Below are 16,191 nucleotides of genomic sequence, written 5' to 3' on the forward strand. Positions count from 1 at the left end.
TGAGTGCATAGATAGCAAGTCTAACTAAATAAAGCCATCAGGTAATATTCTGCATCTATAAATCTACCGCCAACACTAGACAAACTGCAAATAATGAAACCTAAAAGCAACGTAAAAGCTGAAAAATATAGCGAGCAATTCGTAGAAGATGGGACTCCTGAAATTGACCCAAATGCCATGCCAGCATTGCGGGTTCAGGACTTGAGTTTCTACTACGGAACTCACAAAGTTCTGGAAAATTTGTCGATGAATATCCCTCACCCGCAAGTGACAGCGATTATCGGCCCTTCAGGTTGTGGCAAATCAACGTTTCTGAAAGCTCTTAACCGCATCGGGGAATTGGAAGGAAAAGTTCAAATCAAAGGCAGGGTTGAGTTTTTTGGGCAGGATATTTACAGTCCCAAGGTAAATATTAATAGTTTGCGCCGCCAAATTGGCATGGTCTTTCAAAGGCCGAATCCTTTTCCGCTGAGCATTTACGATAATATTGCTTACGGAGTACGCATTTTTGGTCGCAAAAGCAAAGCCGAGTTAGATGAAATTGTGGAATCTGCCTTGAAAAGTGCGGCGCTTTGGGATGAGGTGAAAGATAATTTGAAGAAGTCTGCTCAAGGGATTTCGGGCGGACAGCAGCAGCGGCTTTGTATTGCTCGGGCTTTGGCTGTGAAGCCGAAAATTTTGCTGATGGATGAGCCTTGTTCTGCTCTTGACCCGATTTCTACTATGAAGATTGAGGAGTTGTTTCAAACTCTGCGGGAACAGTTGACTGTGGTGATTGTAACGCACAATATGCAGCAGGCGGCTCGGGTTTCTGATTACACGGCTTTCTTTAATACTGATGAAAGCCGCATCGGGCGCATGGTGGAATTTGGGCCGACTAGCCGCATTTTTACTTCTGCAAGTAATTCGAGTACGAGGGATTACATTCAAGGCCGTTTCGGTTAATCAGGTTCGTACTGAGGACTTCAGTCCTATGAGGTTCGTAGTGAGGACTTCAGTCCTATAAAATAGGTTCGTAGTGAGGACTTCAGTCCTATAAAATAGGTTCGTAGTGAGGACTTCAGTCCTATAAAATAGGTTCGTAGTGAGGACTTCAGTCCTATAAAATAGGTTCGTAGTGAGGACTTCAGTCCTTTCTCGGTAGACTTTAAGTCAATCAGGACTAAAGTCCTTACTACGAACTTCATAGGACTAAAGTCCTTACTACGAACCTCATAGGACTAAAGTCCTTACTACGAACTTCATAGGACTAAAGTCATTACTGCGAACAATTTTTATATGTCTCCCCCACTTTTGAAGCGAGAATTGAGTGTTTTCGGTGCAACTCTCATGGGCCTGGGCTCGATTGTGGGTACGGGAGTATTTGTGAGTATCGGGATAGCGGCGGACATTGCGGGGCCGGGAGTGATTGTGGCGGTGGCTGTTGCTGCTTTAGTTGCTGTTTGCAACGGGCTTAACAGCGCTCAGTTGGCGGCGAGTCACCCTGTGAGCGGCGGTACTTATGAATATGGTTACAAATATCTCAATCCTTGGCTGGGTTTTACGGCAGGCTGGATGTTTCTGTTAGCGAAAACGGCTTCGGCTGCTACTGCTGCTCTGGGTTTTGCGGGGTATTTTTTAAATGCGGTTGGTATTGTCGATCGCACTTACCTAATCTTAACAGCTTTAATCGCCCTCGCCGCCCTAACTTTAATTGTATTAGCGGGAATCAGGCGATCGAATATCGCCAATACTGTCACAGTCTCAATTACACTTTTATCCTTAGCCGTATTTGTAGCTGTCGGTTTACCAGAGGTGAGATGGGAAATCCCGAGCCTAAAGTATGATAGCTCGATCGGCTCCATCCTCCACGCCACGGCCCTCATGTTTGTCGCCTACACCGGTTACGGCCGCATCGCCACGATGAGCGAGGAAGTGCGGGAACCGCAACAAACCATTCCGAAAGCCATAATTTTCACTTTAGTCCTGACAATGGTGCTTTACGTAGCGGTAGCAGTAGTTGTCGCAGGCGCGGGGAACACTGATAAATTGTCGTTGCACGCAGCCAGCACTGCCGCACCGTTGGAAGTCATCGCGCGCAGTTTCCCGATTCCCGGAGTTTCCCAACTGCTAGCCATCGGCGCCATTACTGCCATGCTGGGAGTCTTGCTGAACTTAATTTTAGGCTTGTCGCGCGTCTGGCTGGCGATGGGGCGACGGTTGGATATGCCGAGAGTCTTGGCGCGTCTCAATCCTGCGGGAACTACGCCCTATGTGGCTGTGGTATTTGTCGAAATTACGATCGCACTTTTAATCCTCATCGGCGATATCAAAACCACTTGGTCGTTTAGTGCTTTTAGCGTTTTGATCTACTACGCTATCACCAACGCAGCCGCCCTGCAACTCTCCCGCGCCGAAAGGCTTTACCCGCAGTGGTTGGCTTGGGTGGGTTTGGCTGCGTGTTTGTTTCTGGCTTTCTGGGTGGAGAGGCAAATTTGGCTGGCGGGGCTGGCTTTAATTGGCGCCGGTTTAATTTGGCGGGCGATCGTCCGGCTGCTAGCGAGAAAGTAACATTATGATAGATTGAGACACCATCCTGCATTGTAGAGGGCCATGCCCGATCGAACTCCCTTACTAGCGACTCCAGAATCTGCCGCCTTCAGCGCCATCAGTCGCTATATCGCTCAAACACTAATTTCCATTCAGGAACAACACCCCGAATGGATAGCTGAAAAATACAGGAAAACCGCCTGGGGGAAACCTGATTTTCAGTCAATTTTGATTGCCAAATTGACCAAAAGTTTCAAAGTAGCCAGCGATACAGATTCCCTGCTGCTGATTGCCCAAAAATACCTCCAAATTCTCCTGGTTCCTGAATTCGTTAATTCACCTCAATTCAGCAAATTATTTGCCAAAATTCAGCAGCTAGCACTATCCCAAACAGCACCACCCCCATCACAAAACTCTGTTTCCTCAAAACCCCCAACTCCCACCGCCAATCAAACAAATTCGCTAACTGTTGGCATTGCTATCTTGCTGCTAGATGTCGAAAACTTGCAACTCAACGTCGAAACCGAAAAATTCCTAGAGGGAATTTGCCACTATCCCATCCAAATCAAAGTTGCTTTTGCCAACTGGCGCAGCATGGGCAAAAAAGATGCCGAATTTCACCAGCGCGGCTATCAACTGATTCATGTCCCCCCCGGTAAAGACAGCGCCGACTTAAAAATGGCAACAGTCGGCGCATCGATTTTCGTACATTATCCCACAGCCAAGGAGATTTTTGTCTGTTCGTCCGATCGCGCCCTCACCCACCTCAGCAATACCCTGCAAGCCCACGGATTAACAGTCTTTCAAGTCCGCAAGCAAATAGATAAAATCATAGTTTTAAACAGCAAAACCGGACAAGTGGAGACCCATTCCCTGGTTACAGTACCGGAAATTACACCCGTTGAAAAATTAATTATTCAGCTCAAAGAATTAATCAAAAAAGAGCAACAACGCACTTCAGCTCAGTGGCTTAAACTTTCTACACTTTCAGCCTTATTTAGGGACAATTACGGTTTGCCTCTCAATCAAATCGTTGCCGAGCAAATGATTGGCAGTAAAACCCGGGATATTTTTCTCAAATATCCGACCGAGTTTGTCCTTCACAAACCATCAGAAAATTCTCAAACTTATGTCACTCTTTTTGAGGTTAAATTGTCACCGCAACCGCCAATACTTAGCAAAGAAATTCTGAAAACAACCCCCGAAGCACCTCCGACATTAACAGATATTAATTCTTTGGAAGACTTGGAAAAAGCTTTAGTCAAAATAGTTAGCGACCTAACCGCAAATTCTCCTGATAATTATGTATTTCTCTCCAATGTAGGCAGCGAATTTCACAAACAATACGGCAAACAAATTACCCAAATAATCAAAGAGTTTAACCTCGGTAGAAAGTTCCCTAAATTTTTACAATCCTGCACTTCTCTACAGCTAAAAAAAGCCGAAAAAGGCTGGCAAGTTTCCCTAAATTAATTATCAAAAAGTCATTGGTGATTGGTCATCTCGCCCGAAGAGCGAAGCCGAAGGGTGGTCATTGGTCATTTTACCCGCTCGCGTAGCCGAAGGGTGGTCATTGGTCATTAGCCATTAGTCATTGCTATTTCTTTCTGTCAACTGTCAACTGCCAACTGTCAACTGCCAACTGTCAACCCCTCGACTCCGCTCGGGGCTCTTCTGTCAACTGCCAACTGTCAACTGCCAACTGTCAACTGAGGGCGGGCACAGGGGCACCGCCCCTACCAACTGTCAACTGTCAACTGCCAACTGCCAACTGCCAACAGTCAACAGTCAACAGTCAACAGTCAACTGCCAACTGCCAACAGTCAACTGCCAACAGTCAACAGTCAACTGCCAACTGCCAACAGTCAACTGCCAACAGTCAACCCCTCGACTCCGCTCGGGGCTCTTCTGTCAACTGCCAACTGCCAACTGTTTGAGTTATCATACAATCTGGACGTAAAGAAATGTAAAGGGATATGCAGGACAAAGTTGTGGTTGTGGTGGGTGCGACTGGGGGCATCGGTTCAGCAGTGGCTCGCAAACTTGCTGGTGCGGGTGCGACTCTAGTCCTTGCCGCCAGAGACAGCAGTAAATTAGATGCTTTAGCTAGCGAACTTTCAGCAACAGAGGTGTTGTGCGTGCCGACAGACATCACCAATTTGCCACAAGTTGAGACGCTGATGCAAAAAGCTGTGGGGCATTTCGGACGAATTGATGCTCTCGTTAATGCTGCCGGTGCCGGAATTCTCAAGCAGTGGAACAAGTTAGAACCTGCTGATTTAGATGCCATGCTTGACTTGAACTTGAAAGGCAGTTTCTATACGTCTCAAGCAGCGGCTAACGTGATGAAAGACCGTAAATCCGGCCACATCTGCAATGTCATCGGGATTTTGGGCAAGCATTCGATGGCGATGGGAACAGCTTATTGCGCTTCAAAATTTGGGGTAGTTGGTTTCAGCAAGTGCATGGCAGATGAGCTGCGACGTTACGGGATTAAATTTACGCTATTCTATTTTGGCGGGGTCGATTCTCCCTTTTGGGATAATGTGAGTTTGAAGGTAGACAGGTCAAAAATGCTGACTACTGAAACCGCTGCAAATGCAATTATGTTTGCTCTTTCGTCTGACCCGCAAGCTGTGCCGATGGAGATTAACATTCAGCCCGAAAGTCATTTGTTTTTTTAGCGATTGATAACTGCTTTGAAAGCATTGAGCAGTAGGTAGCGGAAGCTGAGGGCTAGAAAATTTATGACATTTTTAGGCTGGAAAATTTGTGCAGCAACCCTATAGGTAGCGTGTTAACCGCGCGCCGAGAGCGCTACTTAGTAGCGCCTCAAACCATTTTTTGTCTCTAGCAGCAGTTCGAGTTCTCATCTGAGGTATTGACCAATCAATCCCTCAATCCCTCAATCCCACCAATCAAAAATGGAAAATCTAAAATCTAAAATCCCAACCTGTACCTCACCTTTTTGACAAAGGCTATAAGTCCTCGCTGCGATGGGTCAGCTACAAAATTAAAGTTGTGCCACCTACGAGGTTTCCTTTAAATGCAGATGTATTTCTGCCTTCAGAGGGAGTGAGGATATTCCAGTTTTACGTTATTATTAAGCGAGCGTACAAAAAATTAATGCAAAATATCCATTCCTCTCTCTCTCCCTGGCAGTTTTCCACTGAAAACTTGGGAATTTTAGATTTTTCACTTTCCATTTTCAATTATTGATTATGGATTTCGATCGCATTCAGTTTTACGTAGAAGATGCTAAAGTATCCAGGGACTGGTTTGTCAGCCACTTAGGCTTTCAATCAACAGCCGGTTATAGCAACAGCCACACTCGCACTGAAATTGTCAGTAGCGCAAATGTATGTTTTGTATTATCTTCCCCCCTGAGGGCCGCCAGTCCCGCTGCTAGTTGGTTGAAGTCTCATCCTCCCGGGATTGCGGATGTGGGTTTTAGGGTGAATAATATTGAATTAGCGGTAGCTAGAGCGGCGGCGGCAGGCGCGACAATCCTGCAACCGATTCAAGAAGAACTAACAGCAGCAGGCTGCTTTAAGCGCGCAAAAATCGCTGGCTGGGGAGATTTAAGCCACAGGCTGGTTGAGCGTATCGGGGAGAATTCACTGCTACCAACTTCTCCTAAGCTGCCACTATTTGCTACGATCGACCACGTAGTTTTAAATGTTGAATCTGGCGATTTGTCAAGTGCTGTTAGTTGGTATCAAAACATATTAGGTTTTGAGCCTCAGCAAAATTTTGACATTCAAACTGAGAAATCGGCTTTGCGGAGCCAAGTTATGGTTCATGCTGATGGTGGGGTGCAATTCCCGATTAATGAACCCGCATCGGCCAATTCTCAAGTTCAAGAGTTTTTGACTGCCAATCGGGGGCCGGGAATTCAGCACATGGCTTTGCAAACTGCTGATATTGTGGGTGTTGTTGCGGAATTGCGATCGCGCGGTTTGCCTTTTCTGCCTGTACCTCCCACATATTACTCCCAATTGCGGCAGCGGCAAAACTATTTGCCGGCAGATTGGCAAGCCATTGCAGCTTCTGAAGTTTTGGCAGATTGGCAAGAAGATACTCCCGCTGCGATGCTCTTGCAAATCTTTACTCAACCAATTTTTGCGGAACCGACTTTCTTTTTCGAGATTATCGAGCGCCGAGTTACTTTTGTTAACGGCAAACAAGTGCAAGCTGGAGGTTTTGGGGCTGGGAATTTTCGGGCTTTGTTTGAGGCCATTGAACGGGAACAAATGAAGCGGGGAAGTTTGAGCGTCGATATCAAGTCTGGTTAAATAATTATCCAGACGCACAAACAACTTAAAAACCGTATTTTTTAGTCACTGGCGATGGCTTTCATTCAGTTGACAGTTGACGAAAGGACAGCTACCTCTACCTCTACCTGCAAGTCCGAGGATTGGAGTAATGAATAGTCTGATTTTAATTTCTCCCTACAAGGGTTCCGGCTTTCAACCAATTCTTTCTGGTAATATCGTTTCCGGTAGCATCGGAATTAGATATATTTGAATCGTCGATAGTGCTGTAAAAACTTTTTAACCTCGCACTGCATAATTCCGATGCTACCAAATCTCATTTAATTGCCGATCAAATCTTTGCCAGCACTGCAATATCCGCCCACCCGTAGGCAATTTCTTTGAGGGCAGTTCCTGCTCTCCTTGTCTGTTGCTCCTCCACTTTTTTACCTCCTAAAAACTCATAAAACCTGCAAGCAGAATTGTCTCCCAGTACCCAAACCATCAGGGAATTCAAACTTGCTGCTGCTAATTTTGTGGCCACTGCTCGCACGAGTTTCCGTCCGATTCCTTGACGCTGATATGCCTCCAAAATATAGATAGCAAATAATTCTCCTTGATAAACATATTTGCCCGTGCGCTCGCAACCACCCGCAGCAAAACCCACAATTTGTCCCGAGTCATTCTCAGCAACGCAGACAAAATCCCCAGTATTTTTAACGTTAGAGAGGATTTCTTGCCAATTGCTTTCTCGTTTTTCATAGGAAATATTCGCGAGGTAATCTGCGGGTACAATTTTTCGGTAAGCTGTCCGCCAAGTGTCTACGTTAACCACTGCAATTGCAGGTGCGTCAGCAATGTTAGCTTCTCTCACAATCATCAGAAAATACTCCTTTCCCGCCCTGAAATTATATTTTCGAGTCGGCGCAAACTATGCGATCGCGCCCTTCTAGTTTAGCTCGATAAAGCGCGCGATCGGCTTCTCTAATGAACCACTCAATCGATAATCCCTCAGCAGGCACAACATTAGCGATGCCGATGCTGAGGGTGATAAACTTATTTACCTTGGAACCATCATGAACAATGGCGGCTGCTTTCAAATCCCTCCGAATTGATTCAGCAACCCGCATTGCTGCTTTCACATCAGTCTGCGACAAAATTAGCCCAAATTCTTCGCCACCGTAGCGAGCTGCTAAATCTCCCCCCCGCTGAGCGTTGCGATCTAAAATCTCGGCTACTTGTTTTAAACATTCGTCGCCTCCTTGATGCCCGTAACAATCGTTATAAAGCTTGAAAAAATCGATGTCGCACAAAATTAAAGATAGTTGTTTTTTCTGTCGCTCCATCCACTGCCATTCTAACTTCAATGTTTGGTCAAAACAGCGGCGGTTGGGAATTTGAGTCAACCCGTCCATGGCCGCCAGCCGCTGCAATTCCATGTTAGCTGCTTCTAATTCTAATTTTGCTTGTTCTAGGGCTAAATTTTTCCCAGCTAATTCTTCAGTTTGCCGTTTTTCTTGCTCGTACAAAAATCGGATAGAAGCTTCGGCTGCTTGCAATTCTTGCTCTGCGGATTTGCGCTTGATAAACTGCCCTAATTGAGAACCGACAGCAGCCATCATCTGAAGCAAATCTTCATCCGGCGGCAGTTCTTCCCGGGAAAAAAAAGTCATTATTCCGGCAATTTGACCGCTAGCGTGAATGGGGAAACCGAATCCCGATCGCAATCCCACAGCCTCGGCCAAGCCCGATCGCACAAAATCGCGATCGGCCGCCAGATCCGTAACCCACTGCCCGCAACCGCTCTGCCAAACCGATCCTGGCAAACCGACACCCGGCACAAAAGTAATCTTCTGGTTTTTTTGAGCAAACTCGCTCACTTCCCTCGCTACTGGCCAAACTCCCACCCGCCGCAAATAAGGAGTTTCCTCGATCGGACAGCAGAGTGGCAAACACAAAAGAGGCTGGTTTTCGCAATTTGTTTCCGTACCAAATCTAGTGTTTTTCTCCCCCTCTACAGGCGTCCAAAGTTCGCCAATGTCCCACCCAAAACTTTCGCAAATAGCTTGGATAATTTTCGGAGTCGCGAGTTCTAGAGAACTAGATTCGGATAGAATATGAGTGACAGCATACTGTGCTTTTTGACGGTTTTTTATGCGCTGTTGCTCGGTAATGTCTCTGCCGATATAAACAAAATCTTGTGTTGTATCGCTGTCTGCATAGTTGCTTTCGATGCTAGTCTCGAAAGTAGAGCAGGAAAAGGCGAGAATCAGCTTTAAACCTATTTTCGTTTGACAAACTACTTTTACCTGATGCCAAGATTCGTTTTTAAGTGAAGGAGGTAGCTGGCTGACTTGGCGCAACAATTCCTCATCAGCGGTAATCATAGATATGGATTGCCCGATTAATTCCGATTCGGCATATCCAAATAATTTTTCAGCAGCTTGATTGACTTTTTTGATTTTTCCCGATGTTGCTGTCACTAACAAAACATCGCCTAGAGAGTTAATAATTTTTTCAATATAATCGTTGGCTGCCGCTAAATAATCGACTTTAATACTGTTTTCGTTCGCAGCCTGAACTATGTTTTGCTGAGCTGCCATCCTACCTGTCACGTCTTCGCATAAAATTATTAATGTTTCTGCATTTTGTAGTTCATCACCACCAAAAATGCACAAATTCATATACAAATAAGTTCCGTTTTTGAGCACTCTAGTAATTGAGTTTAACTGAAAGTCTTGCTGTCGTCCTTGAATAATATCTTCCAGAATTTCTTCTAGTCCGATCAGTTCGGGAAAACTTTCGCGCACATCTTTTCCTTTGCTTACTTCCTCGGGAAGGTCGGCAAAATTTTGGACATTCAAAGATTTTTCTTGAATCTTCAGTTTCCGATCGACTACCAAATATTCAAGCCTGCGTAAGGATAACAGCCTATTAAGAAGCAGATTAATACTTCTCGGGCTGCTCTCTAAACTTAATGTTGGAAGCATCTTGTTATTGTAGAGCATCACTCTCAAGGTTAGCAGATAAGATTAGTTGTTGTTTGACTGCTATTTCTCAGATGATTTTTGTCCGGGCGAATACCTACAAGTGTTACCGATCGCTCATTTATGGAAACAGTAAGCTTGGGATTTTGCCAGCAGTTTTTTCCTAATTTTGACAACAAATGCAAAATATTAATTTGACAACTTTTTTTGAACAATAGCAGTCAAACACAGCCTGGATTTAGACTTAGATTTATTAACAATAGGTAGCGGCAGGCACTATTTGTGCAGCACGTCTTAAATTGTAGATTCCCTGATATTGGTTGCCACCGCTACAGTTGAGGGTTAGCACAGTTTAATTTAACTGTTTTCTTTAATTAGCACCATTCCTATAGACATTACATCCTCACGGTATTTGTGTCAAGTTTCGTAAAAAAGCTGTTACCTTTAATTGATATAATATTAAATAATTTGTATAAAATCTTAAAAATACTCTGCTAAATGCTAAGACTTATTACCGACTTTGACGGCCCGATAATGGACGTGTCCGATCGCTACTACCGAGTTTACCAGCAGTGTCTGGCCGAGACTCAACGCCAGGGTCAACCAGTCTGCCAGCTACCGAAAGCCAAGTTTTGGGACATGAAGCGCGCGCGGGTTCCCGAAACCGAAATCGGCATTTTATCAGGATTAGATGCAGCCCAGGCCGTGGAATTTGCCCAAAAACGGCGTCAAACTGTCCACACTCTCCCCTACCTAATTTACGATGCACCAGCTCCGGGCGCCGTAGAAACCTTGGAGCAGGTGCAGCGCGCTGGAATAGACTTAGCCGTCATGACTATGCGGCGCGTCAGGGAACTAGACGAAGCCTTCACCCGCTGTCATTTAGGCGGATTTTTCCCCGAAAACCGCCGCTATTGCCTCCCCAACGATTACGTCAAAACTGGCGATGTCAAAGATAAGCCCCTGCTGATGGCAAAAGCTCTCGCCGAACTGCCGCCAGCTTCTGACCTTTGGATGGTGGGGGATACGGAGGCAGACATTATAGCAGCAAAAAACCACGGTGTCAAGGTAATTGGTGTTTTGTGCGGAATTCGCGATCGCACCCAACTAGAAATCCACCAACCGGATTTAATTGCTAACAATTTGAGCGAAGCAGTTGAAATTATTTTATCTCGCCAAAATTAGTTATTTGTCAAGAGTCATTGGTCAAGAGTCATTGGTCAAGAGTCATTAGTCAAGAGTCATTAGTCAAGAGTCATTAGTCAAGAGTCATTAGTCATTTGTGATTAAGTAGGCGGAAATATATATTGGCTGTCATTGCGAGGAACGAAGCAATGCCAATATTTGCGATTGCTTTTATCAGAGATCGCTCCTAAAAGCGTTACTCGCAATCACACTTCAGGACGTTTATTTATGTCAACCTACTCAGTCATTAGTTATTAATTGTTAGCTGATGTGATTTGTCCGAGGTTGTGATTCCACAGTTATTAGTTGCTGACTCTTGACCAATGACCACCCTTCGGCTTCGCTCTTCGGGCGAGATGACCAATGACTCTTGACTAATGACCACCCTTCGGCTTCGCTCTTCGGGCGAGATGACTAATGACTCTTGACCAATCACCAGCGTTACTCGCAATCACACTTCAGGACGTTTATTTATGTCAACCTACTCAGTCATTAGTTATTAATTGTTAGCTGATGTGATTTGTCCGAGGTTGTGATTCCACAGTTATTAGTTGCTGACTCTTGACCAATGACCAATCACCAATGACCAATGACCAATGACCACCCTTCGGCTTCGCGAGCGGGCGAGATGACCAATGACTCTTGACCAATCACCAATGACTCTTGACAAATGACCAATGACCAATCACCAATGACCAATCACCAATGACCAATCACCAATGACCAATGACAAATGACTCTTGACCAATGACTCTTGACCAATGACTCTTGACCAATGACTATCGCAGAAAACCGCTGACCAGCCACAGAATTAAAAACGTAAACAAAGCGATAAATTTCTCTGTTGTGATAAATGCCGTACTGAGCAAAGGGCCCAAAAGACCTCCCAGCACTAAGCCTATAACCAAGCCAGCCACAGTCAGCAGCACGGCCCGACCAAATTTTTGTTCCTTGCGATTAACAAAATAAAGACAAGAGCCGACTCCTAGAGCCAGAGTCAACTGTAGTAAAGAATCATTAGCCGCCGGATAAATACTCAGTCCGCCCAATCCCGCATAGACGCCGGCCGGCAACAAAATGTCCGATCGACTAGGAGTATCGATCAGGCGCTGCAACCAAGCTGGGCCGCCCGCAGGAGGAGAGGGAGTAAAGCTAGCGGGTGCTGGAGTCAGCCGCTCAGGAAAGCGGATGCGTTCGGGCACTTTAATTTTACCTTCTTGTCGCTGGCGCAGTCGATCCATGAGGATGGCGTCGTAAGCAGCCTCGATCGATTCCAAACGTTTCTTGTCACCGCTGTACTGCTCGGCCTTGCGCGATCGCGCCTCTTGCACTTCATCAAAGGAAGCATCTTCATCGACTTCAAGCAGTTGATAGGGAGTTGGCTCACTCATTGTAATAACCCGCTGAACGCTCTCGTTATAGGGCAATCTTAACAAGAGAGGAAAGCGGGGCGGGGGCTCTTGCCGCTTTCCCAAAAATTTTGCTGCTAGTTTTTAGTGTTTTGAGACAGGAACCAGCAAACCTTACGAAGGCAAAAGGTAGAAGATATTCGGCATTGGCAGATCAAAAATCATTTATTCAAAGAAGTTTATTTTTACCTTTGCCGTCTAAATTTTTAGCTGGTGCCGAATGCCTTCAGCAGGGATCGGTGCTGCTGGCGCTCACAATTCCCGACCACTGGACTTTTTTAAGTCGATCGCGGCGGTAGGAAAAAAAGCGAGCCGAGTCAGAATAAGTACAAACTGGAGCCAGCGCCACTTGAGAACGATCGATTCCCAATTGTTGCAATTGCAGAGCATTGCAGAGGCGAACATCCAGACGTACCTTTGATGGCTCCGGATCGGTCAGTAGAGGTGATTCTGGCAATTGGTGCAAAAACTCTAGAATGCCGTCGGCTGTCGCACTAACGGCACTCTCGGGAGCAATCGTGGCTCCCAGAGACGCTGCCACTTCCACAGATACCTGATAAACCTCTCCAGCGATCGCCGGCCCCATAGCAATCTTCAGATTTTCTAGTTGACTGCCGACGGCCAAAAGTTGAGCGATCGCCTCTGGTAATATCTTAGCAGCAGTCCCGCGCCAACCCGCGTGCACGGCGGCCACAAGTCCGGTACCGCTGTCAGCAATCAGCACCGGCACGCAGTCGGCCGAGCACACCCACAGCGCCTGCAAAGCTGCCGAGGCTACCAAACCATCAGCCTCAGCATAGGTTGGGGTAGAAGTGGACGGCACCGCAACCACCGGCGACAATTCGCTGGTTTTGAGTACCGCATTGCCGTGTACTTGTTGGAGACGGTAAACCGCAGATCCGGGTGCGAGAACTTCCGTCAGTTCGATCGGTCCCGAGGGCGAGAAATCCCGAGTAAAAAAGCCGTGAGACCACCGAGAAAGCAGGCTGCAAGTTAGATAGGGCAAGCCTCCGGAGGTTTGCCACTGCCAAGTTATACCGTTTTGTTGTCCGAGCCCATCAGAATTCCGAAAATTTGTCGCGCGATCGCCAGTTACAGTCATGAAACTTATCCTTCTCCAAGCGCATCAATTAGCTTGTCTTGTATTGTGAACGATCGACAATTTTGCCAGCCAAGTTTAAATATTCGATTTATGCCATCAAAAAAAAATAGGATTTAGGGGCATTTAACCCACGAAGCCGACGCTGCCTAGTTTTTCTCTTACCTGAGTGAGGCGATCGGGGCAGACAGGGAAATCGCCAGAGGGGATGAGAATTTGATTTTTTGGGGAATAGTTTATTGAAACATACATTTATTTGGCGAATCGACTGCTGCTTAATTAACAGACACGAACACCAAAGCGCTATTATCAGTGTGGCCCTCACAGGCGCAGCCGATCGGTGCGATCGCACCTCGCAAAAACTAGGGTATAGATGGCGACTCGACACAACAAAATGCGAGCTGGTTCCACGGCAAAAAAATTGCCTCAAGCCCGGTAAAATCAGTTAAGTCTGTATATAGAGAAAGATTGCCATAGATTCGATCCAGACCGCCAAAAACAGATACAAGCCCGACGACCCCTGTCGATCGCAGCCCAAAACTTGAGACCGAGGTTCCTGCTGCCAGATCCATCTGGTGCGGACGCTACTCTCAAATCTGAAACCGTTCAACGCTCGCGGTAGCCTCCGTCTCAAATCTCAAACCGAATGAATTCGATCTCCTTGCGCCTCCTGTTGAGTTGGGAAAAAAAATAGTGAAACCCTTTCCAGACAAGCAAATAACAACCCCTTTGAACACCAAACAGCAAAAAAAACACTCCACAGGCGCCCAAACCCGATCGCGCCTTTTGTCCGAACGCTCACTGCTGGTGGGACTGGGTTGCCTTGCCAGTCTGGGACTGCTCAGCAAAGGCATAGTTTGGGCCCAAACCGAAACACCGCCAGCAGAACAAGCCGTCCCCGGCGCAGCAGAGCTCCAGCCGCTATTTGAAGCTCCTCTCGCGCCCCCGGAGCCCGCAGCCAGCCAATTAGAGCCACAACCAGACCCTGAACCGCAAGCAGAAGTTCCCAGCCGAGCGTCAGATTACGTCACCGAAACACCCCCGGCCCAATTTTATCTGCCAGAACCCGCACTGATTCCCCTCCCAGAAGCGACAGCCCAGGAACCTCCTTTTGAAGCGCCAATTAACCCAGAAGCCCGCGCCGAAACCGACACCACAGACTACAGCGCTGGCGCGAACAGCGGCTACGAAGCCCCGACAACCATCGAGTTTGCAGAACGATCGACCGGCTGCGAAGGTTCCCTCTCATCAGGACAAGGAGTTGGCGGATTGTGCGGGCCTGCTGCTGTTTCCGAACCAGTGACAGCAGAAGCAAATCCTGGTAGCTACAGCCCGGAAACCCCGATCGCCACAGAACCCAGCTACAGCCCGGAAACGCCGCTCGCGGGCAGCTCCTATATCGCACCCCCTCCGCCTCGAAATCAGCCAGCCAGCCAGCCCGGGAACTATCGAGGAAGCCTGCCGAACACTATTCCGGGAACTGTTGCCGGAAATAATAGCGATCGTGTCGCCGGCAAAGTCGGTCAAGCCGTCCCACCCATCAGCAACCAGATTTGGGGTGGTTCAAACCAGCCGGAATCAGCTTATGCACCTCCAGCCTACTCGGCAGACGGCGGATACTCGGCACCCCCAGCCTACTCGGCAGAGGGCGGATACTCCGCAGGCGCTGGATACTCGGCAGAGGGCGGATACTCCGCAGGCGCTGGATACTCCACTAACCCTGCATCTTACGGCGGCGAACCAGCGCCCAGCATGGGACTCGGGCCCGTGCAAGTCGGTGCGATTAGTGTCACGAGCGGCAGCAATACAGGCTTTGCTTACTACAATCTGACGCCCCGTCCTTTAGGAATGCCCGGAAATGGCAACACCAGCCTGCTGTTTCCGCTATCTATCGCAGCAGAAATTACTTCGGCATTTGGATGGCGGACTCATCCGCTCAGTGGCGATGGCAGGTTTCACACCGGCACCGACTTGGGGGCCCCGATGGGAACCCCCGTACTGGCGGCTTATGCTGGTCAAGTGGCGATCGCCGATTGGTTGGGAGGTTACGGTTTAACGGTGGTGCTCAACCACAGCAAAAAGTCTCAAGAAACTCTCTACGGACACCTTTCGGAACTGTTTGTCAAACCCGGAGAATGGGTGAAACAAGGAGATACGATCGGGCGCGTCGGCAGTACCGGAATGTCTACAGGGCCTCACCTGCACTTCGAGATCCGGCAAATGACTGACCAGGGTTGGGTGGCGATCGACCCAGGTTCTCAGCTAGAATTCGCCATGGCGAAAATGATCGGTTCTTTGGAAACCGCCAAAATACCCCAAATTCCGAAAATCGTGGAAACACAAAGTGCTAGGGGACTCAAAGATTTAGAAAACGATCTGCCCCAGCTTCCACCTCTGCCGCTGGGAATGGACATCGAAGTGCACAACCTTCAGCCACCATTCCCAGAGCTGCTAAAACCTGATATTTCTAAGATCAAAGCTCCCGAAGCTGTCAAACCTAAAACTCAGAAGCAAGCTAGCAGATAACAATTGGGATTGCTCCCACAACGATCGCGATCGACTAAGTTTGTAGCAGGCTCCAATTGCCAGTAAAAGTGAGGAATGCCAGCCGTCATATCATGTGCTGTCGATTACCATAACAAAAACGGATCTCTTCGGACTCCCTTCCGCACGTGCGATCTAATTTTATTGCGGTTACTCGACAGGACATCAGTTCGGAATGTTTACCA

Annotated in this window: 11 protein-coding genes; 7 read left to right on the plus strand and 4 right to left on the minus strand. The window is 47.4% G+C overall.

The window, feature by feature from the left end; translation table 11 throughout:
* The first annotated feature begins 93 nt into the window (after positions 1-93).
* The 5 genes from pstB to hppD all read left to right on the plus strand — a co-directional run bounded on the left by pstB (position 94) and on the right by hppD (position 6,824).
* The gene (gene pstB / locus QZW47_RS21310) at positions 94-945 is read left to right on the plus strand and encodes a phosphate ABC transporter ATP-binding protein PstB (protein ID WP_293130975.1); all 852 of its coding nucleotides are present in this window, start codon (positions 94-96) and stop codon (positions 943-945) included.
* A 333-nt stretch (positions 946-1,278) separates the two neighbouring features.
* Positions 1,279-2,550, plus strand: coding sequence for an APC family permease (locus tag QZW47_RS21315; RefSeq protein ID WP_293130978.1), 1,272 nt, complete (start codon positions 1,279-1,281; stop codon positions 2,548-2,550).
* A 42-nt stretch (positions 2,551-2,592) separates the two neighbouring features.
* A complete protein-coding gene (locus QZW47_RS21320) occupies positions 2,593-4,002 on the plus strand; it encodes an OST-HTH/LOTUS domain-containing protein (protein WP_293130981.1) in 1,410 nt (469 codons plus the stop codon).
* Between the two features lie 503 nt (positions 4,003-4,505).
* Positions 4,506-5,213: an SDR family oxidoreductase gene (locus tag QZW47_RS21325; RefSeq protein ID WP_293130984.1), complete on the plus strand. Its 708-nt coding sequence runs from the start codon at positions 4,506-4,508 to the stop codon at positions 5,211-5,213.
* A 537-nt stretch (positions 5,214-5,750) separates the two neighbouring features.
* Complete coding sequence (hppD, locus tag QZW47_RS21330; protein ID WP_293130987.1) at positions 5,751-6,824, plus strand: 4-hydroxyphenylpyruvate dioxygenase; 1,074 nt, start codon at positions 5,751-5,753, stop codon at positions 6,822-6,824.
* 310 nt (positions 6,825-7,134) lie between these two features.
* Here the strand turns inward: hppD and QZW47_RS21335 are convergent, their stop codons facing one another.
* Both QZW47_RS21335 and QZW47_RS21340 read right to left on the minus strand, forming a co-directional pair.
* Positions 7,135-7,662, minus strand: coding sequence for a GNAT family N-acetyltransferase (locus tag QZW47_RS21335; protein WP_293130990.1), 528 nt, complete (start codon positions 7,660-7,662; stop codon positions 7,135-7,137).
* A 28-nt stretch (positions 7,663-7,690) separates the two neighbouring features.
* Complete coding sequence (locus QZW47_RS21340) at positions 7,691-9,772, minus strand: diguanylate cyclase (RefSeq protein WP_293130993.1); 2,082 nt, start codon at positions 9,770-9,772, stop codon at positions 7,691-7,693.
* Between the two features lie 495 nt (positions 9,773-10,267).
* On the opposite strand from QZW47_RS21340, the gene QZW47_RS21345 reads away from it, so the two are divergent.
* Positions 10,268-10,954 (plus strand): HAD family hydrolase, encoded by a 687-nt coding sequence (locus QZW47_RS21345; protein WP_293130996.1) that lies wholly within the window; start codon positions 10,268-10,270, stop codon positions 10,952-10,954.
* A gap of 779 nt (positions 10,955-11,733) precedes the next feature.
* Here the strand turns inward: QZW47_RS21345 and QZW47_RS21350 are convergent.
* Positions 11,734-12,345 (minus strand): CPP1-like family protein, encoded by a 612-nt coding sequence (locus QZW47_RS21350; RefSeq protein WP_293130999.1) that lies wholly within the window; start codon positions 12,343-12,345, stop codon positions 11,734-11,736.
* A 244-nt stretch (positions 12,346-12,589) separates the two neighbouring features.
* The gene (gene pgeF / locus QZW47_RS21355) at positions 12,590-13,465 is read right to left on the minus strand and encodes a peptidoglycan editing factor PgeF (RefSeq protein WP_293131001.1); all 876 of its coding nucleotides are present in this window, start codon (positions 13,463-13,465) and stop codon (positions 12,590-12,592) included.
* 690 nt (positions 13,466-14,155) lie between these two features.
* Between pgeF and QZW47_RS21360 the strand changes: the two genes are divergently transcribed.
* Positions 14,156-15,988 (plus strand): peptidoglycan DD-metalloendopeptidase family protein, encoded by a 1,833-nt coding sequence (locus QZW47_RS21360; RefSeq protein ID WP_293131004.1) that lies wholly within the window; start codon positions 14,156-14,158, stop codon positions 15,986-15,988.
* Positions 15,989-16,191 lie beyond the last annotated feature (203 nt).

Source organism: Microcoleus sp. bin38.metabat.b11b12b14.051, from assembly GCF_013299165.1.
GTDB lineage: Bacteria > Cyanobacteriota > Cyanobacteriia > Cyanobacteriales > Microcoleaceae > Microcoleus.

Coding starts and splice junctions, on each gene's coding strand:
- pstB (WP_293130975.1), top strand. CDS start 94: ATGAAACCTAAAAGCAACGTAAAAGCTGAAAAATATAGCGAGCAATTC.
- QZW47_RS21315 (WP_293130978.1), top strand. CDS start 1,279: ATGTCTCCCCCACTTTTGAAGCGAGAATTGAGTGTTTTCGGTGCAACT.
- QZW47_RS21320 (WP_293130981.1), top strand. CDS start 2,593: ATGCCCGATCGAACTCCCTTACTAGCGACTCCAGAATCTGCCGCCTTC.
- QZW47_RS21325 (WP_293130984.1), top strand. CDS start 4,506: ATGCAGGACAAAGTTGTGGTTGTGGTGGGTGCGACTGGGGGCATCGGT.
- hppD (WP_293130987.1), top strand. CDS start 5,751: ATGGATTTCGATCGCATTCAGTTTTACGTAGAAGATGCTAAAGTATCC.
- QZW47_RS21335 (WP_293130990.1), bottom strand. CDS start 7,662: ATGATTGTGAGAGAAGCTAACATTGCTGACGCACCTGCAATTGCAGTG.
- QZW47_RS21340 (WP_293130993.1), bottom strand. CDS start 9,772: ATGCTTCCAACATTAAGTTTAGAGAGCAGCCCGAGAAGTATTAATCTG.
- QZW47_RS21345 (WP_293130996.1), top strand. CDS start 10,268: ATGCTAAGACTTATTACCGACTTTGACGGCCCGATAATGGACGTGTCC.
- QZW47_RS21350 (WP_293130999.1), bottom strand. CDS start 12,345: ATGAGTGAGCCAACTCCCTATCAACTGCTTGAAGTCGATGAAGATGCT.
- pgeF (WP_293131001.1), bottom strand. CDS start 13,465: ATGACTGTAACTGGCGATCGCGCGACAAATTTTCGGAATTCTGATGGG.